Origin of the sequence: Martinezella tropici (assembly GCF_003287875.1) — a bacterium.
In the GTDB taxonomy this organism is placed as follows: domain Bacteria; phylum Pseudomonadota; class Alphaproteobacteria; order Rhizobiales; family Rhizobiaceae; genus Rhizobium; species Rhizobium tropici_C.
On the sequence record NZ_QMKK01000054.1, the window covers coordinates 226,883 to 251,603 of the forward strand.

The 24,721-nt window shown below is 60.5% G+C and carries 20 protein-coding genes; 6 read left to right on the forward strand and 14 right to left on the reverse strand.

Annotation, left to right across the window (positions count from 1 at the left end):
* Positions 1–187: 187 nt before the first annotated feature.
* From DQ393_RS26365 to DQ393_RS26380, 4 genes are all read right to left on the reverse strand, one after another.
* The gene (locus DQ393_RS26365) at positions 188–817 is read right to left on the reverse strand and encodes a DnaJ domain-containing protein (RefSeq protein WP_112344651.1); all 630 of its coding nucleotides are present in this window, start codon (positions 815–817) and stop codon (positions 188–190) included.
* Between the two features lie 345 nt (positions 818–1,162).
* On the reverse strand, positions 1,163–2,665 hold the full coding sequence (locus tag DQ393_RS26370; RefSeq protein ID WP_112344652.1) for a DegQ family serine endoprotease: 1,503 nt from the start codon (positions 2,663–2,665) through the stop codon (positions 1,163–1,165).
* A 259-nt stretch (positions 2,666–2,924) separates the two neighbouring features.
* Positions 2,925–3,581: a DUF2161 domain-containing phosphodiesterase gene (locus tag DQ393_RS26375; protein ID WP_112344653.1), complete on the reverse strand. Its 657-nt coding sequence runs from the start codon at positions 3,579–3,581 to the stop codon at positions 2,925–2,927.
* Positions 3,582–3,614: 33 nt separating this feature from the next.
* A complete protein-coding gene (locus DQ393_RS26380) occupies positions 3,615–4,511 on the reverse strand; it encodes a LysR family transcriptional regulator (RefSeq protein WP_112344654.1) in 897 nt (298 codons plus the stop codon).
* A gap of 142 nt (positions 4,512–4,653) precedes the next feature.
* Between DQ393_RS26380 and DQ393_RS26385 the strand changes: the two genes are divergently transcribed.
* Positions 4,654–5,847, forward strand: coding sequence for an MFS transporter (locus tag DQ393_RS26385; protein WP_112344655.1), 1,194 nt, complete (start codon positions 4,654–4,656; stop codon positions 5,845–5,847).
* A gap of 27 nt (positions 5,848–5,874) precedes the next feature.
* Positions 5,875–6,705, forward strand: coding sequence for an aldo/keto reductase (locus DQ393_RS26390; protein WP_112344656.1), 831 nt, complete (start codon positions 5,875–5,877; stop codon positions 6,703–6,705).
* A gap of 59 nt (positions 6,706–6,764) precedes the next feature.
* Here the strand turns inward: DQ393_RS26390 and DQ393_RS26395 are convergent, their stop codons facing one another.
* The 4 genes from DQ393_RS26395 to DQ393_RS26405 all read right to left on the reverse strand — a co-directional run bounded on the left by DQ393_RS26395 (position 6,765) and on the right by DQ393_RS26405 (position 13,499).
* The gene (locus tag DQ393_RS26395) at positions 6,765–10,025 is read right to left on the reverse strand and encodes a GH36-type glycosyl hydrolase domain-containing protein (RefSeq protein ID WP_112344657.1); all 3,261 of its coding nucleotides are present in this window, start codon (positions 10,023–10,025) and stop codon (positions 6,765–6,767) included.
* 175 nt (positions 10,026–10,200) lie between these two features.
* Positions 10,201–12,669, reverse strand: coding sequence for a glycoside hydrolase family 2 protein (locus tag DQ393_RS26400; RefSeq protein WP_112344658.1), 2,469 nt, complete (start codon positions 12,667–12,669; stop codon positions 10,201–10,203).
* Positions 12,670–12,697: 28 nt separating this feature from the next.
* Positions 12,698–12,856, reverse strand: a complete 159-nt coding sequence (locus tag DQ393_RS33545) for a hypothetical protein (RefSeq protein WP_162737004.1) — start codon at positions 12,854–12,856, stop codon at positions 12,698–12,700.
* A 106-nt stretch (positions 12,857–12,962) separates the two neighbouring features.
* Positions 12,963–13,499: a pentapeptide repeat-containing protein gene (locus DQ393_RS26405; protein WP_245430461.1), complete on the reverse strand. Its 537-nt coding sequence runs from the start codon at positions 13,497–13,499 to the stop codon at positions 12,963–12,965.
* A 237-nt stretch (positions 13,500–13,736) separates the two neighbouring features.
* On the opposite strand from DQ393_RS26405, the gene DQ393_RS26410 reads away from it, so the two are divergent.
* Both DQ393_RS26410 and DQ393_RS26415 read left to right on the forward strand, forming a co-directional pair.
* A complete protein-coding gene (locus tag DQ393_RS26410; RefSeq protein ID WP_112344659.1) occupies positions 13,737–15,827 on the forward strand; it encodes a putative bifunctional diguanylate cyclase/phosphodiesterase in 2,091 nt (696 codons plus the stop codon).
* 140 nt (positions 15,828–15,967) lie between these two features.
* Positions 15,968–16,393, forward strand: coding sequence for a VOC family protein (locus tag DQ393_RS26415; protein ID WP_112344660.1), 426 nt, complete (start codon positions 15,968–15,970; stop codon positions 16,391–16,393).
* A gap of 62 nt (positions 16,394–16,455) precedes the next feature.
* Here the strand turns inward: DQ393_RS26415 and DQ393_RS26420 are convergent, their stop codons facing one another.
* The 5 genes from DQ393_RS26420 to DQ393_RS26440 form a co-directional block, all read right to left on the reverse strand.
* Positions 16,456–17,286 carry an alpha/beta hydrolase gene (locus DQ393_RS26420; RefSeq protein WP_112344661.1) on the reverse strand — a complete coding sequence of 277 codons (831 nt, stop codon included), beginning with the start codon at positions 17,284–17,286 and terminating at the stop codon, positions 16,456–16,458.
* A gap of 37 nt (positions 17,287–17,323) precedes the next feature.
* Complete coding sequence (kynU, locus tag DQ393_RS26425; RefSeq protein WP_112344662.1) at positions 17,324–18,571, reverse strand: kynureninase; 1,248 nt, start codon at positions 18,569–18,571, stop codon at positions 17,324–17,326.
* 19 nt (positions 18,572–18,590) lie between these two features.
* Positions 18,591–19,514, reverse strand: a complete 924-nt coding sequence (locus DQ393_RS26430; protein WP_112345180.1) for an ABC transporter permease — start codon at positions 19,512–19,514, stop codon at positions 18,591–18,593.
* Between the two features lie 7 nt (positions 19,515–19,521).
* A complete protein-coding gene (locus DQ393_RS26435; RefSeq protein WP_112344663.1) occupies positions 19,522–20,301 on the reverse strand; it encodes an ABC transporter ATP-binding protein in 780 nt (259 codons plus the stop codon).
* 191 nt (positions 20,302–20,492) lie between these two features.
* A complete protein-coding gene (locus tag DQ393_RS26440) occupies positions 20,493–21,479 on the reverse strand; it encodes an ABC transporter substrate-binding protein (RefSeq protein ID WP_112344664.1) in 987 nt (328 codons plus the stop codon).
* A 184-nt stretch (positions 21,480–21,663) separates the two neighbouring features.
* Between DQ393_RS26440 and DQ393_RS26445 the strand changes: the two genes are divergently transcribed.
* Entirely contained in the window at positions 21,664–22,380 is a 717-nt protein-coding gene (locus DQ393_RS26445) for a GntR family transcriptional regulator (protein ID WP_112344665.1), read from the forward strand.
* Between the two features lie 31 nt (positions 22,381–22,411).
* Complete coding sequence (locus tag DQ393_RS26450; protein WP_112344666.1) at positions 22,412–23,095, forward strand: DUF6862 domain-containing protein; 684 nt, start codon at positions 22,412–22,414, stop codon at positions 23,093–23,095.
* 371 nt (positions 23,096–23,466) lie between these two features.
* Here the strand turns inward: DQ393_RS26450 and DQ393_RS26455 are convergent, their stop codons facing one another.
* Complete coding sequence (locus DQ393_RS26455) at positions 23,467–24,024, reverse strand: GGDEF domain-containing protein (RefSeq protein WP_245430462.1); 558 nt, start codon at positions 24,022–24,024, stop codon at positions 23,467–23,469.
* Between the last annotated feature and the right edge of the window lie 697 nt (positions 24,025–24,721).

Genomic DNA, 24,721 nt, shown 5'->3' on the forward strand with positions numbered 1-24,721 from the left:
CGCAAATTGCGCCGTGCCGCTATCGCCCGATCGGCAGGACGGCTTACGGATGCATGATCTAGGCCAGCCCCTCGATTTGTCTAGGGATAATTGTTGCATTGCAACATTATTGCGTTGCCGAAATTGATCGCACCATTAAGGCAAACGCGAAATCCGCCTCCTCGGGACGGCCGAAAAAGCGCTATTGCTACTGTGCGGCGGAGCGGACCTGGGGTTCGTCCCATTCGATCTCGGGTGCTGCATCGCGCTCTTCTCGAGTTTCGTCCATCACGTAGAGATAACCTTCGAGCATGTCGCAGGCACGTTCGCTGGCGCCGATCTTCGCTTCCGTTTCACTGATGGCGGTCGCGATCGCCCTGATGCGGGCGCGCAGCATATGGCCGACCACATCCTTGCCCGGACGCTTGCCAAGCCGGTCGAGATGGAGGCCGATGCGGCTGGAATGCCGCTCGAGCTCACTTTTGCTGAAATTCGCCTTGCGAATTTCTTCGAGAAGACTGGCGCGCATCTTGGCGACCGGGTCGAAGGTTCCCGGTTCACGCTCGTCGAGCACTATCTCGGTAATGAGTTTTTCGATGGCGACCAGCGCCTGCAGGTCGACCGCATCGGTCAATTCCACATCATAGCCGGTATCGTCGAACACTTTGCGGCGCACGGGATCGAGAAGCAGCTCGTAGGCCTTCTGCAGCTTGGCAAAAGCCTCCGTGTCGCCGCCGGAATCCGGATGGGCCGCCTTCGCGCGTTTGCGATAAGCCGCCTTGATCTGCTCTTCATTCGCATCGCGTGCAACGCCGAGAATATCGTATGGATCAGTCACTCCAACTCCTGCCGCCGCTTATTCCAGTTTCGAGGCCCTAGCCGCTGATCTTGCCGGCGGGGTTTAAACTTGCCGCTGGGCTGTTTCAACCGGCCCCGGCGCTATTTGTACCATCAGAAAGGCAGAGTTTGGACAAAAAGAGTCCCGTGTCAAAACCGAATTGCCTCTTCTGTGGAAATTTAGCGTCTAGGATCGTTCGGTCGAGGAAGACGATCGAGCGTGCCTGCTTGAGCGGATAGAGTTGGCAACGATAGGGCTTGTGGAACGTCAGGGTCTTGCGGTGACCTAATGGCAATTGGCCCGCTCCCTTGAAGGAAGCGGGCCAATCAAAGAATGCTTCAGCTTTCAAGCGGCCGAGAACGGCACGGCGACGAAGGTCTTGTTGCCGTCGCGCTCGATCAGGAGCAGCACGGATTTGCGGCCATCCTTGCCGGCCTTGGCGACGGCCGTCTGTACCTCATGGGCGTTGTGGACCGGCTGATCGTTGACCGAGACGATGATATCGCCGGTCTGAATGCCGGCCGCGGCAGCCGACTTGTCCGGATTGACGCTCGCAACGACGGCGCCCTCGACGCCATGCGGCAGGTTCAACTGTTCGCGGATATCGGGCGTCAGGTTGGCAAGACCGACGCCGATGCTCGGCTGGTTGGAGGGCTGCACCTTGCCGTCACCATTGTCGTTGGCGGCCTGCTTGCTGTCGTCATTGCCGCCGATGGTGACATTGACGTCCAAGCTCTTGCCGTCGCGCCACAGCGTGACCGAGCGCTTGTCACCGGGAGAGAGGTCGGCGACCAGTCGCGACAGGTCCTTTGGCGTTTTGACGGCCTCGTTGCCGACGGCGGTGACGATATCGCCGCTCTTGATGCCGGCGCGAGCGGCCGGCGTATCGTCATTGACGCTGGCGACGAGCGCGCCCTGCGCCTGAGAAAGGCCCATAGCATTGGCGACATCGGAGGTCACGGGCTGGATCGCGACGCCGAGATAGCCGTGATCGATCGAGCCGTTCTTTTCCAGTTTGGCGACGATCGCCTTGGCTTCATCGGAGGGGATGGCAAAGCCGACGCCGACACTGCCGCCGTTCGGGGAATAGATGGCGGTGTTGATGCCGACGACATTGCCTTCGCGGTCGACCAGCGGCCCGCCGGAATTGCCGTGGTTGATCGGCGCGTCGATCTGAATGAAGTCGTCATAGGGGCCGCTGTGCAGGTCGCGGCCGCGAGCTGACACGATGCCGGCGGTGACGGTGGTGCCGATACCGAAGGGATTGCCGATCGCCAGAATCTGATCGCCGAGCTTCAGCTTGTCGGAGTCACCCCAGGCAATGGTTGCGAGCGGCTTCGGAGCCTGGATCTTCAGGACGGCAAGGTCGGACTTGGCGTCGGCGCCGAGCAGCTTGGCGGGCAGTTCGGTGCCGTCGTCGAGCGTGACCTTGATGTCGACGGCGTTCTGGATGACGTGGTTGTTGGTGACGATGACACCATCGGGGCTGATGATGAAGCCCGAACCGAGTGCCATCGCGCGCTGGCTCTGCTGCTGATGCGGCATCTGCTTCGGGAAGGGGATACCCTGGTTTTCGAAGAACTGGCGGAACTGTTCGTCCATCGGCGAATTGCTGCCGTCGGCGCTCGTATCGGTCGCCTTCATCGTTGTGGTGACGGTGACGACGGCCGGCTTGTCGGCATCGACGATCGGAGCGAAGGAGCCGCCGGGCGCGATGATGCCGGCCGGTTCGGCGGCCGAGGCGACGGTTGCGGATGTGCTGAAGGCAAAAGGCAACGCGCCGGCGCCGGCGATGATAGCGGCACCGACGATGGCGGCTGTGCGATGTTTGCGGAGAAGAGAAGGCATGGCAAAAGTCCCTTGCGAGATCGTTGGCGGTTTGGCGGCCCGTCATATCGGGAACGAGCTTCGATTGATCCGCGCCAATTTGCGAGCGACTTTGTTTCCCGTTTTTACTGCGGGAAGCAAAGTATAGATTTGAATTGGCGCTTGTGGTTAATATGATCCGCCGGGAAATTTTTACAAATTAAATATTGATCATGTTTTTATTGCGAGATTTTAAGATATTACATGAATTTAATGTTGCTCAGCCGGAATTTTTCCACATTTAGCTTTGCGCTACAGGCCATCTCTTGAGAGCCTCCGTTCCAAGCTCCGTCAGTGCGTAGATGCCGCGGTCGATGCGCTCGAACCAGCCATAGACATTATCTCTCAGAATTTGTGGGGCCTTCGGTGCTGCTTCCCGCATGTCCTTGGGGCGTTGCACGCCGTTTTCGATAGCGGCGGCGCAAGCAAGGGCCTGTTGGCGGTAGGCGGTCATGATCGGCTTGCGTGTGCTGCCGCCGAGAGCGGGATCGCCCTTGCGCCGGCGATGTTCGTCGACAAGGCGCGATCTGCGCCGCGCATTCTTGCGGGGCATCGGCGCAATGGGAGTGACGACTATATCGACTTGGTCGTTACCCGAGACAGTAAGCATGCCGAAGCCTAGCCTTCGGCAAAGATCGCGGAACCGGCGATCGCCTTCCCGGCCCTTGCCCTTTGCCGAGACGCGGGCGGCGATCCAGACTTCGTCGCTGGCCGCTGCCCGATCGACAGCCTGCAGGATGAGCTCGAGATTGAAGCTCATCTTCAGCTCGCAGATGACGACGATGGGCGGTTCGCCGTCAGTCAGTCCCACAAGGTCGCAGCCGCCGATTTCGCCTTTCACGGCATAGCCGGCGGCTTCGAGAAATGACTTGATCGGGAGATAGAGCGCCGTTTCCAAATCCGCCTCCGGCCTTTGAATATCCGTCTTATTCTATCCGATTCGGTTAACCAGAAAGTCGATAAAGGCGCGGATGCGGGCGGCCAGATGCTCATGGCCGGCATAGACGGCGTGGATATGCTCGATGTCTTCCGGATTGAAATCGTCGAGGACGGGTACGAGCCTGCCGGCGTCGAGATCCGGCTGTACGTGGAATTGGCCGACGCGGGCAAGGCCCATCCCCGCAACGCAAAGGCTGCGAACGGTCGGGCCGTTGTTTGCCTGGAGGTTGCCTTGCACGGTTTTCACGAAATGGGCGCCGCTCTTCGGATCGCGAAAGGGCCAGCCTTCGGCAGTCGGTCGAAAGTTGAACGTGAGGCAGTTGTGGTGATCGAGCTCATCCGGCGTTGCCGGCCGGCCGTTTCGCTCGATGTAGGTGGGTGCCGCGACGATGACGCGGCGGCTGTCCATCAGTTTGCGGGCTTTGAGCGAACTATCCCGCAAGATACCGGCGCGGATGGCGACATCGGCCCGCTCGCCGACGATATCGATGACACTGTCGGTCAAGGAGATGTCGAGTTCGATCTCAGGATAGCGCCGCAGAAAATCCGGGATGATCGGCACCAGATAACAGACCCCGAAAGCGACGGAGGCGCTGACGCGCAGCGGGCCGCGCGGCACCGTGGCGCCGCCTGATGCCACGATCCGTTCCGCTTCCTGAATATCGGCCAGGATCGTTCGTGCCTTTTCGAGATAGATCTCTCCCTCGGGCGTCAATTGCAGGGAGCGGGTGGTACGCACCAGGAGGCGAGTGCCCAGCCGCTCTTCCAGCCGGGTGACGAGCTTGCTGACGGCCGAGGGCGAAAGACGCAGCCTGCGGCCAGCTGCGGAAAAGCTGCTGAGAGTGGCCACCTGAACGAAGACATCCATCTCGCCGACGCGATTGTCCATTTGCAACTCACTCTTTTGAATTCAATTCACAGGTGTTGAGTTGATATAGCCGATTATCGTTCGAATGTCGCTACGCCATATTCTTCCCGAACAAGAACTCGCGCATCCGCAGCTGGCGGGTGCCATTTGATCGGGTGATCTCATGCCTCTGGCTCTTTTTGCCTTGACGATCGCTGCCTATGCGATCGGCACAACCGAATTCGTCATCGTCGGTCTCCTGCCCACCGTCGCAAGCGACCTTCACATCAACCTGCCGCTCGCCGGTCTCATTGTCAGTGTCTACGCGCTCGGCGTCACCTTCGGCGCGCCGATCCTGACGGCGCTTACCGGCCGCATCGAGCGCAAACCGCTGCTGCTCGGCCTGATGGCGCTGTTCATCGTCGGCAACGGCATGGCCGCCTTGAGCCCTGGCTATGCGCCGCTGCTCGTCGCGCGCGTGCTTTCGGCCTTCGCCCATGGTGTGTTCTTCTCTGTGGGATCCACCATTGCCGCCGATCTCGTGCCTGAAAACCGCCGTGCTTCCGCAATCGCCATGATGTTCATGGGCCTGACCGTTGCTATCGTCACAGGTGTTCCCCTCGGTACCTTCATCGGCCAGACTTTCGGCTGGCGCGCAACCTTCGCAGCCGTCGCGGGCCTTGGCATCATTGCCTTTGTCGCCATTCTGCTGCTTCTGCCGTCCAGCCTGAAGAAGGCGCCGCCGGCCGGCATCGGTGAACAGGTCCGCGTGCTTGCAAGCGGCCGGTTGCTGATCGTCTTTGCCATGACGGCACTCGGCTATGGCGGCACCTTCGTCGCCTTCACCTTCCTGGCGTCGATCCTGCAGGAAGTGACCGGCTTTGCCGCTTCCGCCGTCAGTCTCATTCTTGTGCTCTACGGTATCGCCATTGCCATCGGCAATGTTGTCGGCGGCCGTCTTGCCAACGGCAATCCGGTTCGTGCATTGACCTGGCTCTTTGTCGCTCAGGCTCTCGTGCTTGCTCTCTTTAGCTTTACCGCCGTCTCGCCCTGGCTTGCGATCCCGACGCTTGCGGCGCTTGGCTTCCTGTCCTTCGCCAATGTGCCCGGGCTGCAGCTCTACGTCGTCCAGCTTGCCCGGCAGGTTCGCCCCGCCGCAGTCGATGTCGCCTCGGCGCTCAATATCGCCGCCTTCAATCTCGGCATTGCCGCCGGAGCCTGGATCGGTGGGCTGGTGGTGGAATCCTCGCTTGGCCTTAGCGCCACGCCTTGGGTCGGCGCGATCCTGGTCGTCGCGGCTCTGGTGCTGACCCTGTGGAGCGGTGCGCTCGACCGCCGCTCGGCTTCCGCGGCGCAGGCCGTCTCCTGCGCCGCCTGATCAAAACCCGTACCGAAAGGATCATTCATGAAAATCGTCAGCGCCAATGGCGCATCCATTCCCGCCCTGGGTTTCGGCACCTTCCGTATGCCGGGGCCTGATACGGAACGCATGGTCGCGCATGTTCTGGGCAATGGCTATCGTCACATCGATACCGCCCAGATCTATGGCAACGAGGCCGACGTCGGCAATGGCATCCTTCGTTCGGGCATTGCTCGCGGCGACTTGTTCCTGATCACCAAGGTCTGGGTCGAAAATTATCGGCACGATGCTTTCATTGCCTCGGTGGATGAAAGCCTGAAGAAGCTGAAGACCGATTATGTCGATCTCCTGCTTCTACACTGGCCAAACGACGCGGTACCTCTGGCCGAGCAGATTGCCGCATTGAACGAGGTCGCAAAGGCAGGCAAAGTTCGCCATATCGGCGTGTCCAACTTCAACCGTGCCCTGATGCGCGAGGCGGTGCGGCTCAGCGACCTGCCGCTCGTCACCAACCAAGTCGAATATCATCCCTATCTCGACCAGTCGCCCATCCTCGAGGTCGCCGCCAGCCTCGGCATGTCGGTGACCGCCTATTACGCCATGGCGGATGGCAAGGTGCTTTCCGATCCGATGCTGAAGGACATCGCCGTCAGGCACGGCAAATCGATCGCCCAGATCGTTCTGCGCTGGATCGTGCAGCAGGGGTTGATCGTCCTTTCCAAGACTGTGTCGGAAGACCGTGCGGCGGAAAATGCCGCCATCTTCGACTTTGCGCTTTCACAGGATGAGATGGCTGCGATCCATGCTCTCGCGCAGCCGAACGGGCGTATCGTCAGCCCTGACGGCCTGGCGCCGGTCTGGGACGAAGCGACTTAATATTGATGGTTCAGCGAACAAGGGAGCCGCTCAGCGGCTCCCTTTTTGCGTTTGCTGGCTCAAGCCTTGAAGTCCAGCTCGACCTCGCAGGCGCCGATCGAGGCTGGCAACAGCGGCTTGAGGCTGCGCTGGCCGAATTGCCGCTTGAAGCCGAAGACATTGCCGATCAGGCTCTTGGTGTAGAGACCGGGACCACTCGAATAGGTGCGCCAGCCGCCGTCGACGGCGATATCGCCCGCCTTGACGCGCGCCCATTCCGCAGATGCCTGATAGCGGTCGTCGAAGGCCGCATCGCTGCTGCTGAAATAAGTGTTGCGCTGGCGCAGCGACGCATGCTCCACCCGACCGCTGACGGCGATCGGGTTGGCGAGCGCCAGCGCCTGCCATACGGCCTCCGCGTCGTCGTCGAGGGCAAGGGCCTCGCAGTAGCGCAGATGCGCATGCACATACATGAGCCCGATCTCGCGACCGAAGAAGGACGAGGATTCGGCGCGACGGAAGAGCTTTTCCGGACCGCCTGAATAGGTTGCCGGCTTTTCCATCAATCGGACGCCATCCGGGAACAGCAGGTTCTCGCGGATGATCTTCATGTGGGCGTGGCGCTGATCGGGCGTGAACAGGCCGCCGATCATCGGCTGCGTCATCGCGATCAGCGAATAATGCAGGCCGGTGCGCGTATCCTCCGGATGCAGCAGCAATTCGACACCGTCATGGCTCGGATCGAAGACGCCGTAGCCGGCGACGATGCCGTCGCGCATCAGAAGCCGGTTGAAATCGGCGCGCATGGCAACGGCGGTCGCCTGCAGCGACTGCGCTTCCTCATTGCGGCTGGCGAGCGTCAGGATGTTGGCATAGCGCACAAGCTGTTCATACAGAAGTGAAACAGTCCAGCTGCTGACCATCCAATCCCGCAGATGCGGGTCGGCCGGCTGCAGGCTGTCGTTCCAGTCGCCTTCGCCGTAGCGGATGAGGCTCGTGCCCGGCACGAAGCGGCTGCGCACCGTCTCCAGCAATTTCTCGACGTGATCGGAGATCGTCGCACGTTCCGACGTCAGCTGCATCGTGTCGTCGGCGCGCCACGGCACCGTTTTGGTAAGGAAGGTGAGGTCGCCGGTCGCTTCGATATAATCGCAGAGCGCCTTCAGCGGCCAGACGACGATATCGCCATGCGCCTCGCCGGCGCGGATATTGGCATAGGGCTCCAGCATGAACCATTGCGGCCAGTCGCCGCGATCGCGGTACTGCTCGGAAAAGAGCGTCAAAAGGATCTGCCGGACCTCTTCGTCATGCTCGTAGGCAAGCAGGAATTCGATCGGCCCCTGGCAGACGTCGCGCGTTCCCCAGGCAGCCCCCGTATATTGTTCCAGTCCATGCGGCACGCTCAAATGCACGATCGCATCACGCGCGATCCAGGGCAGCATGACGGCCTGCGCCGCCACATCGCGGCCATCGCCTTCGATGCGTGCGCCCCGCGTCACATGGCTCCAGAAGCGGCGCGCCGGCGCCAGCATCTCTTCACTGTCGACACCGGCGCTGTAGCGCGCGGCAAGAGCTTCCGCCGCATCCGGATCGGTCATCGAGCCCGTAACGGCAAAGCGCAATTCCTTCGTCGGATGCGATTTCAGCGCGATGAACGGGCCATTGCGGGTGGTGCCGTCGGTGTAAAGCAGCTCGTCGCCGCCGATGGTCTCGAGGGCGTCCGGTGTCGAGGTGACGAGATGATAACCCGCTTTCGGGTACCGATCCCAGAGCCAGGACGGCTGCGGCCGGAAGGAAACGCGCTTGGCGGCCGCATCGACTGCGATATTCGCCACGGCTTCATAGTCACGCTCGCCGAGAACGATATGGCCGAAGACGAGGAAACGGCAGGCTTCGCCCTCCACCGAAACGCTCCATTGCATCGCCGGGTCGTCGCCGGAGGCGATTGCCGATACAGTGATGGTTCGACCGGGGAGCTTGTAGATCCACTTGGTATCGCTGAGCCCCATCTCGAAGGCGGCGGACACGCCGAGCAGGCGCCAGCCATCGCCGAGATCAACGAGGATGCGCAGGCCGCTCGACCGGGTCAGGTTGTAGGGATCGCGCGAGACCGAGAACAGCTTGTGGAAGGAGGTGTTGCCGATGGTCAGCTGTGCGGCGAAGATGCCCTGCATCCAGCAGGTGGCAGCCAGCGTCTGGTCATCGAGCAGCATATTCTGGCCGCTGCGAACGATGGCGCCGTGGCGACGCGCCACCAGGCGTTCTTTTTCCTGGAGCACGATGTGCCTGTTGTGCGGTCCATCCGGCACGAAGAATGAGAGCAGCTTTCCGTCGGCATGTTCTTCGAGCATGCGCCTGGGATAGAGCTCATCGATCGCGGCCTGATCCAGGCCGCCGCTTTCCGCAAGCGGCGCATCCTGCACGAGGCTGCGTACCGATTGGGCGGCAGCAATCGTGTCGATCGCCAATTCGCCCTGAAGTTTCGGCAGGCCATCGAGATGGGCAAGATCGGCATCGCTGGAAGCGGTCGGATGATCGGCGATGAAGAGGCCGAAGAAGGTCGTGGTGGTTGATGCACCTGCTGTGAGCGAAAGCGGCTTCGACTGGATCGCCGGGCAGGCGACCTCATGCTGGCGGCGCGCGCTGGGCAGGCTGGTGCCGAAATCCGGCACCATGACGCCATCGTCGCCCTTCGATGGCACGAGGAGCTGGATTGCATCGGTCGCGTAAGCCGCGGCACCCTCGATGCAACCCTGTGCGAGCCAAGGATTTCGCCCGCCGCCCTGCTTAAGATTTTGTCGATTCATGATGACAGGACCGAAGGCGGCATGGGTGGCGATGTGATGGTCGATATATTGCGAGGCATAGGCCTCGCTGTTCATCAGGAAGCCGCGATCGCCGAGGCCGACATCCTGAACGAGAACGAGGTCGGCTGAAAGTGTCGCGTTAGTGCTGTTTTCCAGCGAAACTTGCCAGAACCATGCGGTCTCGCTCGGGTGCAGCCGCAGACTGACCGTGTGTCGTACGCCTTCCGTCTCTCCGCTCCAGGAAAAACCGTTTCTGCCATGGCCGAATTGTACGGCAGCCTTCGGACCGACGATTTCAGCCGTTACCGGCTTGGCGCCACCGATGCGCAGAAAGAGCCGGCCGATGCCGCCATAGACGGGCGAACCGAGCACCTGGTTGATCATTATGCCGCCCTGCTGGTCGGCAAAGTCGATCGAAAACAGCGTGCCGTTCGGCAGGGCGGAAGCCGAAAGACCGGCGGTGTTGCCGAGTGTGATGAGGCCAAGTTCTTCGCGGCGGGGCGTTTGAAAGCTGCGATTGGTGTCCGAGGACATAAGCGTGATCTCACTGATTCATGGATCGGATGAGGGGCACTAGATCACAAGGCGCCGCCCGATCATAGGAGGCAATTCGCCATTCACCAGCGCAATCTTTTGTGACGGTATACGGAAAATATAGGCCTCGATCCGACGCAATGCGCCGGGTATTTCCGTGAGAGAGTACCCGGTGTCAGTGGTGCGCGCGCTCCGCAACCTGGTTGGCCGTGCGGATAACAGCCGAAAGATCGGCGTCGTCGAAGGCTTCCTTGGAAATGCCTTTGACCCTGAACGTTCTGCTTTCGCCGGGCGCGAGATTGACCAGCATGTCGTCGACTTCGGCATTCGGGCTGATGCGATCGACGAACAGGCAGACATCGCGCAGGAAGGACTGCGCCGTGATGGTGACAGCAATGCCGTCCGTCGTCTGGACGCTCTCGATGTCGAAGCGGGGCTGCGGATATTGCAGCTGCATGTCCTTCTCGAAGAACCACCAGGCTTCCGCATCGCCGAGGCGGGCACGCAGATATTCGCGGCGCGGATCGCCAGCGGTCGCGAGCTCGGTCGGGATCTCGATATCGGTATTCTCAAAGCGATCGCACAGGATGCGCCAGACGTGGTGACGGGCGAGCAGCCTGCCGGTGAAATCGAAACGCTCGACCGTGAAAGGCACGCGCCAGAACAGGGTCGCATCATTGACGGCAATGGCGGCCAGCCGATCGCCGCGAGGCTGGATGGTGAGCAGATGCGGCGCATAGCTATGCTTCAAGGCATACCAGAGCGGCTTCTTCCGGCCGGCGCCGTCGATAGCCGCCCAGGAGGTGACCGGCCAGCAATCGTTGAGCTGCCAGACGATGGTGCCCATGCAGGTCGGCCGATGCGAGCGCATGTGGTCGATGCCGTAGCTGATCGCGCGTGCCTGGTTGAGTTGCGTAACGAAGAGCCAGTTGTCGAAGTTTTCCGGGTGGGGGAACCAGCCCTCCAACCCCTGTAGAAGCTTGTCATTGCCGCCGGTTGCCTTCTGGTGATGCAGGACCGCGGGAGAGGCCGGCGCAGGGTCCTTTTCGCGCATGGATTGGGCAAGCGTTGCGAAGGTCGGCGGTGCCTGCCAGCCGAATTCGGAGCAGAAGCGCGGGATATAGTTGCGGTAGGTTTCGTAGCCCACCTCGTTCCAGACATCCCATATGTGCTTGCAACCATGCTCGTCCGCGTTCGGCGCGATTTCCATGGAGCCGGAATAGGGGCTGCCTGGCCAATAGGGTCGGGTCGGATCGATCTCGGCCACCACCTTCGGCAGGAGGTCGAGGTAGTAGCCGGCACCCCATGGGCGATTGCCGAGCACGTCCTGCCAGCCCCAGTCGAAATAGCCCCAGATATTCTCGTTATTGCCGTTCCAGATCACCAGCGAGGCGTAAGGCATAAGCCTTGTAATCGCCTCGCGCGCCTCCGCCTCGATCTCACTGTGGACCGGCTCTTCTTCGGGATAGGTGGCGCAGGCAAACAGGAAATCCTGCCAGACCATGACGCCGGCAGCATCGCATTCCTCGTAGAACGTGTCGGTCTCATAAATGCCGCCGCCCCAGACGCGCAGCATGTTCATATTGGCGTCGCGGGCCTGAGCGATCCGCTCGCGATAGCGTTCGCGCGTCACGCGCGGCAGGAAGCAATCGTCGGGGATCCAGTTGGCGCCGCGGGCAAAGACCGGCACGTCGTTGACGACGAGGGTGAAGGCGGAGCCGATCTCGTCCGGTGTCGTATCCAGCCGCACGGAGCGGAAGCCGACGCGCCGCTTCCAGCCGTCAAGCGCCGCACCGTCCGAGCCAAGCAGCTGCAGGTCGAGATCGTAAAGCGGCTGACCGCCCATGCCATGCGGCCACCAGACCTGCGGGTTGTCGATCCGGCATTCGATCAGCGCATGGGTCTCGCCTTGCGCGACGCGGACCTCCACGCGCTTGCCGCCGATGGAGAGCACGAGGGCCGCGCTGTCCGTGCCCTTGTCGGCCCATTCGATTTCGACATGCAGGCGCGCGACGCCCTGGCTGCCTTGCAGGGTGATTTCCGGCCGGATGCTGCCGAGGCGCGCCTTCGACCAGCTCTCGATGACAACAGGTTTCCAGATGCCAGCGGTGACAACGGTCGGACCCCAGTCCCAGCCGAAGTTGCAGGCCATCTTGCGGATGAGATTGCTCGGGCCGGGATAATTCTGGGGGATATCGGCGGCGCTGCCCAGCCGCTTGCGGACTTCCTCGCCATGTTCATAGGCGGATTGGAAATCGACGATCAGCTCATTACGGCCGCTTTTCAGCTGATTGCCGATATCGAAGCGGTAGCTGCGATGCATGTTGCGGGTTTCGCCAAGCAAACTGCCGTTCAGTTCCAGGCGTGCCGCCGTGTCGAGGCCGAGGCAGGAAAGATCAATGCGCTCGGCGTCTTCGCCATCCCAGTCGAAGGCCAGACGATAGCGCCAGGCGGAACGCCCAATCCAGTCCTGCGAGATTTCGTTGACGTCGAGATAGGGATCGGTGATCAGCTGCGCCGCCATCAGGTCGAGATGCACATTGCCCGGCACGGCGGCGGGAACCGAATTGGGCAAGGCCGGTGCGCTGGAGGGTGCGCGAAGGCGCGAGAGGGTCCAGCCGGTGTCGAGCGTCTGTCTTTTCATGGCATGCGTCCGTTATGAAATGGATGTCTCAAACAGCCTTTGGCGTGATGAATTGCCGGCCTGCCTGCGGATGGCGGTTCATGCGATAGACGTAGGCGATTCGGTTGCGTTGTATCAACGCCTTGGTGATCCCGCTGTGTTCAATGTAGGCGCCGCCCATGACGTTGCGAGAGTACTGCCCCTTCATGAGCCGCTTCAACAATGGCCGCAGAATGCCGTAGGTTCACCGGTGAAGCAGATTGAGACGTCAACGAGCTTGAAGATACGCGTCTGCGATACTGGGCGGCGGGCGGTTATATGTTCAGATTGCCTTCAGGCGAGAATTTGAAGTCACCGGTGCCGGTAAACAGAAAGTCCCTGGTCAATCGAGTATGGGTGAAACTGCAATTTTCGAACCGCACCCGGATCGCGACAGCTTCCGAAAGATCAACATCGACAAAACGGCAGGAAGAGAAGATCGTTCCGGAAAGATCCGTCCTGAAGAACCGCATCGCGTGCATCGCACATGCCTCGAATTCGCAATGAAGCAACTCTGCCTTCGAGATCGGTACCGACTCGAAGGCGCAGTTCTCGATCCTGTTGCCGATCCAGGTGCAGCCACTTAGTGATTGCGTTGCAGAAAAGTGCGCGTTCCGCAGAACCGACATGGCAATGGTGGCTGCGCTTAGGTCAAGTCCATGCCAAACAATGTCCGAGAGATCGGCATCGCTGAGGTCGATACCGTTTTCCCTTGCCTGGGCCAGAAGATTTGCTTCGAAATCCTTTTGGGAGATTTTCCTCATTATCCGGCGAAAATGCCTTTGCCACTTCGATTTGGCAAGCGGCAGCATATTGCGCCTTTCGATCGGCGGTATATCACACAGTTCTCGTTATTCAGGGCGATAGCTCTACAAGATCCGACGTCCTCGTCGGTCGGCATCCGATAAGAGGAAGCAGTCGGTTGCATATTTGATGGGCTTTTTGCTTAAAGTTTAGGCCGGCTTAGCATTTTGATTTTATTTAACTTTTTCAATCATAAATCGTCAATTCGCAGATATTAGAACACGAATTGGCAAGGTCGATCTTCCATGAATTCCGTTTGGCTCGATGCCCCAAGCGACGATTTTCGATCGCTTTTCAAGACGCATCCGTCGCCTATGTGGGTGTATGATCCGCAGACGTTGAGATTCCTGATCGTCAACGATGCCGCTCGCGATCTCTATGGCTATGGTCACGCGGCGTTCGCCGATATGACCGTACTCGACATCCGGCCGCCCGAAGAGCGGGAGCGCATGCTGGACGCTGTCCATCGGCGCACCGACATGGAAACGGCGCAGCGCTGGACGCATCTGAAGGCCGATGGCGAGACATTCGAAGTTCTGACCTACGGGCGGGAAATTCGCTTTAATGGCAAGGTGGCAATCCTGGCGATCGTCCAGGATCGCACCGAGGTCAACGCTGCGCGACGCCAGGTCGATGCCACCCAATCGCTGCTCGACAGCATCGTCGACAATCTTCCCGTCGGCGTCTTCGTCAAGGATATGGAGCGGGATGGCCGTTATATCCTGTTCAACGAAGCTTGCGGCGCCATCGTCGGGCAGCCAGCACCGGATGTGATCGGCAAGTCGGATCGGGCGATATTTTCCGACGAGCAGACGGCGCTTTTCCGGGAGCAGGACAAGCTTGCCTTCGAGACCGCCGCAACCGTTTACTTCGAGGAAACCATCCATATGGTGGATGGAGTGACACGCATCCTGAAGACGGCGAAGCGGGCGCTTCCCGCGCCGTCAGGGCAAGCGCCGCGCTATGTTCTCGGCATTTCCCAGGATGTGACCGAAGAGCGCAGCGTCGAGGCGCGGCTTGCGCATCTTGCCATGCACGATTCCCTGACCGGCCTTCCGAACCGGGCCTTCTTCTCGGAGAGCATCGTGCGGCAGGTTGCGGCTGCGACACCGGAAAAGCCGATTGCGCTGCTCTACATCGACGTCGATCACTTCAAGCATATCAACGACAGCAAGGGACATGCTGCGGGCGATATGCTTTTGCGCCAGGTTGCCGAACGCTTGCAGCAGCTCGCGGAGAGAAACGATCTGGTGGCGCGCCTGGGTGGAGACGAGTTCGCACTGGTTCTGAGAATGACGGATGTCGGGCGCGCCCAGCGTCTCGCCGATTTGCTGCTGCTGTCGTTTTCGACACCCTTCGATCTCGATGGCGTCCGCGAGCACGTGACCTGCAGCATCGGCATTGCCATGGCGCCGGAACACGGCAGAGATGCCGATGTCCTTATGCGGGATGCGGATTTGGCGCTCTATGCGGCCAAGAGCAGCGGCCGATCGACCTATCGTTTCTACCAGACCGAGATGCGGCTTGAAGCGGAACGGCGCCACCAGCTTACACTGGAGCTTCGGGAAGCCCTGCAGAACAACGAGTTCGAACTCCACTATCAGCCGATCATCCGGCTGGACGAAGATATTCTCTCGGGGTTCGAGGCGCTGATCCGCTGGCGCCATCCCAGGCGTGGGCTCATCTCCCCGGCCGAGTTCATCCCCGTTGCCGAGGAGACGGGAATGATCGTGCCGATCGGCGACTGGGTATTGCGGGAAGCCTGCCGGACTGCGGTGGAATGGCCCGAGGAATTGAAGGTGGCCATCAACTTGTCCGTCTATCAGTTCCGCCACGCGAACCTGCTGGCCACCGTCGTCTCGGCACTCGACGAGACAGGTCTCCGCCCCGGGCGTCTGGAGATCGAGATTACGGAATCCATTCTGCTCTCCGAGGTCGAGCAAAGCCTGTCGCTGTTGCGCGCGCTGAAGGAGCTTGGCATTCGCATTGCCATCGACGATTTCGGCACAGGCTATTCGTCGCTCAGCTATCTGCGTGCCTTCTCCTTCGACAAGATCAAGCTCGACCGCAGCTTCGTCGCTGGCATGGAGGCCGATCCTGGCAATCTCGCGATCGTTCGGGCCGTGGTCGGCATAGCCTCGGGCTTCAATGCGGTAACGCTTGCGGAAGGCATCGAGACGGAGGCGCAATTGGCCAAATTGCGTGCCGAAGGCTATGACGAGGTGCAGGGCTTCCTGCTGGGGCGTCCGATGTCGCGCGAGGATGCTGTGCTGCGAATTCTCGGTGAGACCCGGCCCGAGCGCGCTTTGCACGCCCGAAAGCGGGCGCAAGGATGACATGTGAAAGGGCTGGGCAGGCCGGACCTGGAAAAATAAAAAACTTCGACTCCCGTTGTCGGAAGTCGTGATCGAGCAACGTCCTTGGAACAGCCCAACGATAAGGGCGGATATGCACAACCGTTTCCAAGGAGACCGATATGACCGATGCAGCAGAACAATCCCAACAACCTCGCGTGCCGGTTCGCGGCGGCGTCGTGGCCTATCTGACAGTGGACGGCGCCGCGAAGGCTGCCGAATTCTACAAGCGCGCCTTCGGTGCGGAGGAAGCCTTCATGTATCCGGTCGACGAGAAGGGCCGGACCATGCATATCCATCTCTATATAAACGGCAGCTCGGTGATGCTGGGCGACGCCTTTCCCGAATATGGCCATGCACTGGAGAAGCCGCAGTCTTTCGTGATGCAGCTCGTCGTGGATGATCTCGATTTCTGGTGGAAGCGCGCCGTCGATGCAGGCGCTGAGGTCGTCGTCGAGCCACAGGTGATGTTCTGGGGCGATCGCTGGGGCCAGCTCCGCGATCCATTCGGCGTTCTCTGGGCGATGAATGCGCCGGTCAACGGCTGACGATATATGCCCTCGGTGTTTGTAGCGCCGAGGGCATTTCCTTTGATCCGGCTGCGAAGATGCTATTCTGCAAGCAGGGTTTGTGTCAGAGGGTGCTCAGCGTCCGCAAGGCCGTCCAGGATCGAATAATGGTGCTTGTCCGGTTCGACCACGACCGCCGTTGCCGCGCCGAGTCCGGTCCAGATATTGGCGAGCAACGCATTCTGGCGGATGAATTCGGCGCGTTCGGCACCCCCGACCCAGCAGGTGAGGCGGACGGCCTCGAGCGGCTCCAGCAGGGCTGGGCTTTCGGTTCTTGCTTCGGCGTCATCGATGCGAAGCTGCTCGTTCATGCTGCGCCTCATGATCGGCCGCAGGTCATGAAGGCCGGAAATGGCAAGCACATGGCGAATGCGGTTGCGGATTGTTTCACGGAGCGGCGATGTCGTTGTCATCATGCGGGCAACGAGCTGACCGCCGGCCGAATGACCAGTCAGAACGATGGGGCCGCCGACGAGTTCGGCGGCTTTGGTAATCGCGGCCGCAATCTCCTTGCCGATCCCGGCGATGCGATTTTCCAGGCAAAGAGTGTAGGACGGGATCGCGACCGCATATCCTCTGGCGATAGAGCCTGCTGCAAAGTGCGACCAATAGCTTTTGTCCAGCTGCAGCCAGTAACCGCCATGGACGAAAACCACCAATCCCTTCGGCTGGCCTTCGGGCAGAAGGAGATCGAAGCGATTGCGCTCCGCAGGACCATAGGCCAGATCGAGTTTCGCGCGTCCCGCGGTCGTCAGCCTGTCACGGAAGGACTTTGCCGGCTCGACCCAGGCGGCCGGCCATTGATCTCCGTCGACGATATAGGCGCCATTGGTATAGGCTGCGTCCCAATCGTTGACCCTGAAATAGCTCATGCTCAGCTTCCTCTCTCCAACTGCCGACGCCTGTGGATCAGGTCACGGCCGCCCGCACCGCAAAGCGCGCGTCCTTCCATGATCCGCTGCTCAGGATTTGCTCAAGCACCGTCGCGGCACGCCATACGTCGCGATAGCCGACATAAAGCGGCGTGAAACCGAAGCGCAGGGTCGATGGCGCCCGGAAGTCGCCGATGACACCGCGCTCGATCAGCGCCTGCATCACCTCATAACCGTTGTCGTGCTTGAAGGAGACCTGGCTGCCGCGCCTGCCGCTTTCGCGGGTCGTCTCCAGCTCGACGCCATATTGGCCACATTTCGCTTCGACCAAGCGGATGAAGAGCTCCGTGAGCGCTATGCTTTTCGCGCGCAAGGCCGTCATGTCCACTTCATCCCAGATGGCCAGCGCACCCTTCAACGCTCGCAGCGACAGGATCGGCTGCGTGCCGCACAAGAAGCGCTTGATGCCGGCATCGCCATCGAAGCTCCGTTCGAAGGCAAAGGGGCGCGCATGGCTCCACCAGCCGCTGAGCGGCTGGACGATCGATGCGTGATGGCGCTTTGCGGCATAAATGAAGGCCGGCGCGCCCGGGCCGCCATTCAGATATTTGTAGGTGCAGCCGACGGCGAAATCGGCGCCCGCACCATCGAGATCGACGGGCAGAGCGCCGGCGCTGTGGCACAGATCCCAGATGACGAGCGCGCCTGCCGCCTGGATGCGTTTTGTCAGCGCCGCCATGTCGCGCAGCTCGCCGCTCTTATAATTGACGTGGTTGACGAGAACGACGGCGACGCCGTCGTCGATCAGTTCCTCGATGCTTTCGGCATCGCGGCCCTCGAAGCGGAGCGTCAGGCCAGGGCGTGTCGAAGCCACGCCCTCCGCCATATAAAGATCGGTGGGGAAACTATCGCCCTCCGCAACGATCACATTGCGGCCGGGCCGCATGGCGAGCGCTGCATGCAAGGTCTTGTAGATGTTGATCGACGTGGAATCTGTGACAACGGTCTGGCCTTCGGCGGCGCCGATCAGCCGGCCGATACGGTCGCCGAGCTCGAGCGGCAGATGAAACCACCCGGCACTGTTCCAGCTGCGGATCAGGCCGTTGCCCCATTCCTCCATGGCGGCCTGGCGCACTTCGGCAAAGACCTCGTGCGAGGCCGCGCCGAGCGAATTGCCGTCGAGGTAGATGACGCCGGCGGGCAGGGCAAAGCGGCTGCGAAAAACGCGCAGCAGATCGGCCTCGTCCATGGCCTCGACGGCCGCGAGATCGGGAAGGCTATCCATGATGTCGTTGCCTCGTAATCTATTCGCGAATGGTTTCTCGGGTGGCCGCCCCGCCGCGGCTGCGGCGGATGCTCGGCAGTGCCAGCATGATGAGCACGAACAGGCCCGTGGCGAGCTTCAGGTTCGGCGGCGGCATGCCGGCGGCAAGGCAGAGCGAGACGAGCTGGTAATAGATGATCGAGCCGACAAAGGGCGCCAGCAGCTGTCTGAACACCGTCTGCTTGCCGGTAAAGGCCTCACCGATCATCAGGGCGGCAAGGCCGTTGATCAGGATGCCGATGCCCATGTTGACGTCGGCAAAGCCCTGCGACTGGACCATCAACGCACCGCTGGCGGCGGAAAAGGCGCTGGCGATGCCGACGCCGCCGATGGTTGCGGCCCAGACATTGATGCCCTGCGCCTCGGCCATGTCGGGATTGGAGCCGACGGCACGCATGGCGGTGCCCTTTTCCGTCTTGAAGTAGAGGTTGAGGGCGATCAGCACGATGAGTGCGAGGATGCCGGCGACGACGATCTTGCTGGCAGGGAAGCCGGCTGCTGTGAACGGTACCCAGTCGAACACCGTCGGCGAGCCGAAGACGGAGAGGTTCGATTTGCCCATGATGCCGAGATTGACGCTATAGAGCATGGTCGACATCAGGATGCCGGCGAGCAGCGTATGGATGCGGAAGCGCAGGTGAATGAAGGCCGTACAGCAGCCGGCGGCAAGGCCGACGACGAAGGCAACGGCGATTGCGAGCGGCGGCGCGACGCCGGCGGCAAGCAGGATGCCGCAGACGCAGCCGCCCAGCGGAAACGCGCCTTCACTGGTCAGATCCGGAAAGCTCAGCATCCGGAAGGGGATCATGATACCGAGGACGACGAAGCTTAAGACGAAGCTCTGCGCCAGGGTGACCGGGATGAGCGAGACGAAGCTTGAAACGGTTGCCTGAATGAAATCCATCATGTTGTCAGCTCACCAGCAGCATTCGGTCGGTCTTGACGGCGAAGTGACCGATCAGCTCGGGCACTGTGATGCGCCGCTTGCCATCTCCGGTGATTTCGAGATGAACGCGGCCGGCATCGAGCATGATGATGCTGTCGCCGAAATCGACGGCGTGCTGCATGTTGTGCGTCACCATCAATGTCGTCAGCTTGAGCGCCTCGACGGTACGCACCGTCGCCTGCATGACGATATCGGCCGTGCGCGGGTCGAGCGCTGCGGTATGTTCATCGAGCAGCAGCACGTCGGGCGAACCGCCGACGGCCATGATGAGGGACAGCGATTGACGCTGGCCGCCCGAAAGCAGCTCGACCTTCGTATCCAGGCGGTTCTCCAGGCCAAGGCCGAGAACGGCGAGACGTTCCTTGTAGGCGGCGAGACGGGCGGCATTCAGACCGGGGCGAAATCCCCTGGCTTTGCCGCGCAGTTCCGCCAGGAGCATGTTTTCGCCGACAGTCATGCTGGCGGCGGTTCCTTTCATCGGATCCTGGAACACGCGGGCCAGCCGCGCGGCGCGCTTGTGAACCGGCATGTTCGTCACGTCATTGCCGTTGATGAGGATCTGACCGGAATCGAGGCTGAGAGCACCGGAAATCGCATTCAGCATGCTGCTCTTGCCGGCGCCGTTCGAGCCGATGACGACGCCGAATTCGCCTGTTTTGAGGGAGAGCGTCAGGCCGTCGAGCGCGACCTTTTCGTCGGGCTGGCCTCTGTAGAAAACCTTGCGCGCGGATTTGATATCAAGCATCCGTGCCTCCCCTGCAGTATAGGGTTATGAAATGGCGGCATCCTGGGCGCCGCCATGGATCGGATTGATCCTACAGCGCCGCGCGTCACATCTGACGCGCAAAGGTCGCTGTAGCACTTTAAATCGGCTGCATAATTTCATCCTTAAATGCACGTCGATTTAAGGAATTATGCAGTAGAAGATGCCGCCTATCACTTCGTGAAGCAATTGCAATCGGCAAGCGAAGCCGGCACGTCGGCGCCGAAGGCCTTCAACACCGTCTTGTTGATCAGCGGCGCATGGTCCTCATAGGCCGGACGCGAAGGCTTGATCGTCTTCGGATCGGCACCTTTCAGGATCTGCGCGGCGATCTTGCCGGCATTTTCCCCGACCTGCTCGTAGTTGACGGCAAAGCTTGCCGGCACGACGCCATTGCGGACCGCGGCATCGTCGGAATTGACGATCGGGATCTGTGCCTGGCGGGCAGCGGCAGCAACGGCCGGGATTGCCGGCTGCAGCAGGTTGGACGCGGGCGTATAGATCACGTCCGCCTTGCCGGCGAGCGATGCGATACGCTGCTGGATTTCGTTGACGTTGTCGACGCCGACAGGAACCACGTCGAAGCCGGCTGCAGGAGCGGCGGCCTTGACCTTGTCGATCAGCGCGACGTCATTGGCCTCGCCGGGGTTGTAAGGCACGCCAAGCCGCTTGGCGTTCGGCAGCAGCTTCTTGGTAAAGGTCAGGATCGCCGAGATATCCTGCAGGTCGCTCGAGCCGGTGATGCCGTCGTCACCCGCGTCCCACGAAGGAACAAGCTTGGCGGCGACAGGATCGGTGACGGCGGTAAAGACGATCGGAATGCCGGATCCGGCGAGCGCCTTCTTTGCGATCTGCGACACCGGGGTCGTCACCGTATAGATCAGCTTCGGATGCTCGGACTGCAGCTTGGCGATCATCTGCGGCACGAGCGACGCGTCGAAGCTGGTGTTGCTCTCGGAATAGACGACATCCTTGCCTTCGACGAAGCCGTTGTCGGCGAGCGCTTTCTTGAAGCCGGCGATCGAAGCATTGAGCTGCGGATGTTCGCCGAAATTGGCGATGGCGATCTTGATGGGTTCGGCCGAAGCGGTGGCGACACTGGCCACGAAGGCGCCGGCGACCGCGAGTCCGGACAGCCATTTGGATGTAGATCTCAGCATATTTTCCTCCCGGATGTGACAAGGAGCCGTATTCCTTCAGCTCTCTTGGCAAGGGATCATAGCGACTGCTGCAAGCCTGTCAAATTCAGATATATGATGTGCACTATCCACGCCTTTGATATATATATTCCTATGCTGGCGAGTTTTATATATAATTCGGATTTTGCGGGGAAGGGCAGGCCGCATGCAGGACATGGATGCGTTGAGCAAGACCGAGGCGGCCTATTGGCTGTTGCGACGCGATATCCTCAATACGAAGCTCAGGCCCGGAGCATCCTTGCGGCTCGGCGCCCTGCGGGAGACCTATGGCGTCGGCTGGACCCCGCTTCGCGAGGCCCTTTCGCGGCTGGAAGCCGAAAAGCTGGTGACGGCCGTCAGCAATCGTGGTTTCGCGGTCGCTCCTGTTTCCAGGGCGGAGCTGGAGGATCTGATGCGCGCGCGGATGGTCATCGAACTGCCATTGTTCATGGAATCGATCGAAAAAGGCGGCCCCGATTGGGAATCAGCCGTCGTGACCGCGCACTACCGCCTGTCGCGCTGCAGGATCGTGCCGGATTCCGCTTCCGAGGAGATGGCCGACGAGTGGGATGAGAAGCATTCCGCCTTCCATGCCGCGCTGATAAGCGCTGCGACATCAAATTGGCTCAAGCGCTTCCAGGCCACCATTACCGATCAACTGCGGCGTCACCACCGTTTCCTCGGCCTGGCGCCGACGCAGCGCGCGACGGCCGGCCTGTCCGCCGGCTATGAGAAGGCGCTGGCGGCGCTCAAGGACGCGATGGCGATCGAACATCACACGGCGCTGATGGAGGCTGCCCTCGACCGCGATCTCGAGCGCGCCAAAGCGCTGATGACCGAGCATATCGGTTACACGCTGCAGGTCTATATCCGCTCAGGATAAGCAGACACTTGCCGCCCTGCTCGGCGAGAGCTTGTCTGCTCTGGCCGCTGGCGCTGTCGGAGGTGGCGAAGGCGCCTCCTATGGGTATGGGGCTGTGCAGTATCAGTATAACTATCTCGACCATGCGGACAACGATGCGCTGAATGCTGCGAAGGCGGCATGCAAAGGCGGTGATGATACTGCCTGCGCGGAGAAAGCACGATTGGCGGCGAAGGATAGGCTGCAGCAAGACGCAATGATTGCCTGCCGACCAAGTGGCTACCAGGCAGAAGGATGCGGCGCAGTTTTCGCTAGTGTGATCGCAGCATTGTCGAGTTACAGTGGCACGGCATCATCGTGGTTTATCTCGGCGGATCAATACCGCGCGGACCTTCGCAGCAGCGCTGGGCTTGATCAAATTTGGAAGATCATAGCTCCCGAAGGAGTCAACAGCCTTACTGCGCAACAACAAGAAGACGCTGCGAGACCGATTCTTGTTCTTACGGGAGATCCGACCGGCGTTACTGCTCTGCCGTCGCTGATTGCCAAAGCAAACAATGGTGATCCGCTCGCTCTGGTGCAGGTGCTGACGTTCTTTGCGAAGTTCAGGACGGGCAATGCGATTGACGATCTTCTCGAGGGCGGAAAGAGCGCCACAGGAATCCCGAATGATTGGAGACCGATCAACGGGCGGGTGCACAAGTCAACACTCCAGCAGGATTTACTTCATATATAACGCCCGACGGCGATATCGTTCATGTCTCGCCGGCAGGGCTCGTCTATGGATCTGACAAAAACTTCGTGAACCGCATTGATCACGTATTGGCGCATACACAGCCGGATCTACACACCTAAGGCAGACCCCGGCGCTTGGTGGGAAAGCTGCTCGTCGCGATGTGGAAATATGTAACCGAGGACGTTGAATTGAAGCTTCCGTCGTGAAGGCTGTGTAACAGGAGCCGCATCGACATCTCATCACCTGAGGGCCGATTAGCCTCGGCTGATCCAGAAGGCCGGCCGAGATCCCAGCTGGCTTTGACACCGCATCAAAGACAGGTATCGCCGTATGGGACTATGCCGTCGCTGCCGCAGGATGGGATGTCAGCCTCATGCGGCCGGCAGCACGCTGATCGGGATGTCATCGCTTTCGTCACTGCTCTCGAAGGCCATTTGGTCGGCGAGCTGGCGGAGTTGGTTGAATTCGGCCGGGCCGTCGAAGGAGATGCCCCCGAGGCGGATGGCGACGGAAAGCGGCGCGCCGTCAGCGCTGAAGGTGGCCGCGGAGACGCCCGCGCGGATGCGGTTGCCGATGTCGCGGGCGTTCTCGATCGTAGCGCCAGGCAGGAAGATGCCAAGTTCGTTGGTCGCAAGCCGCGCCACAAGATCGCCACGACGAACCGAGGGTTGGATGATCGAGGCAAGCGATTGCATCACCGTGTCGGCCCATTGCAGCCCATAGCGGCGGCCGATGTCGTCGAGCGTATCGACGATGACGGCGATGACGATACCGCCGGCATCTGCGTCGGCATGCTTGCGCCGGTCGATAAAGTGCTCGACGGCCGCGGCAAAGGCAGTACCGTTGAGCGTCTTCGTCACGCTGTCGTAGCGCGCCGCCTGGGTGACGTTTTCCTGCATCTTACGGATGACGTCGTTGTTGAGCTGCAAGGTAAAAAGCAGCGGAAAGGCCACAAATGCAGAAATAAGTACGGCACCGGCAAATCCGACTAAAAATGGTCGATCCGGCATCAATAGGTTTAATATAAATATAAGCGCAACGGAACCGACCACGGCGCATAGTGCGCCGAGTGTGGCTCTCCGCATGGCCTTGAAAATGGTGGCGGAGGGATGTCGCCGCTGTGGAATCATATCGGAGTTATCCCCGTTCCGTAATACTGCGTCAGCTAAACAGAGGTCCGAAAAAGCCGGCTTAAGAAAACCGGTAAAATTTGCTGTTTTGCATCGTTGTTTTCATGAAATACCTGTCTTCGAACGAATATCCGGAGCCGCCGTTTCGCTTGGTGCCCGGTTTGCGACAGAACCCCGTCGGCTTTATCTCGATCCAGATCCTGAGCGTGTTTCATCGTGTCTATCGCCATGGGAGTTACGATGCCGATAGACACAACAATCAATTGTTTCGCCGTAGCGTCTCGGTCATACTTGATGCCTGTTTACAACCCGGCAGCGGATGTGCCTGGCGGGAGCATGCCTGAAACGTGAACCGATTTGCCCCCTTTAGCAATCAAATATTGAAAATATCTAAAATACATCCGGCGTATCGCGTCCCGCCATATGGCTAATCGAGCTTCAACCTCATCCATGCTTGGGTGCGTTCGCGTGCCGATGAGTATTTCCTAATATTACT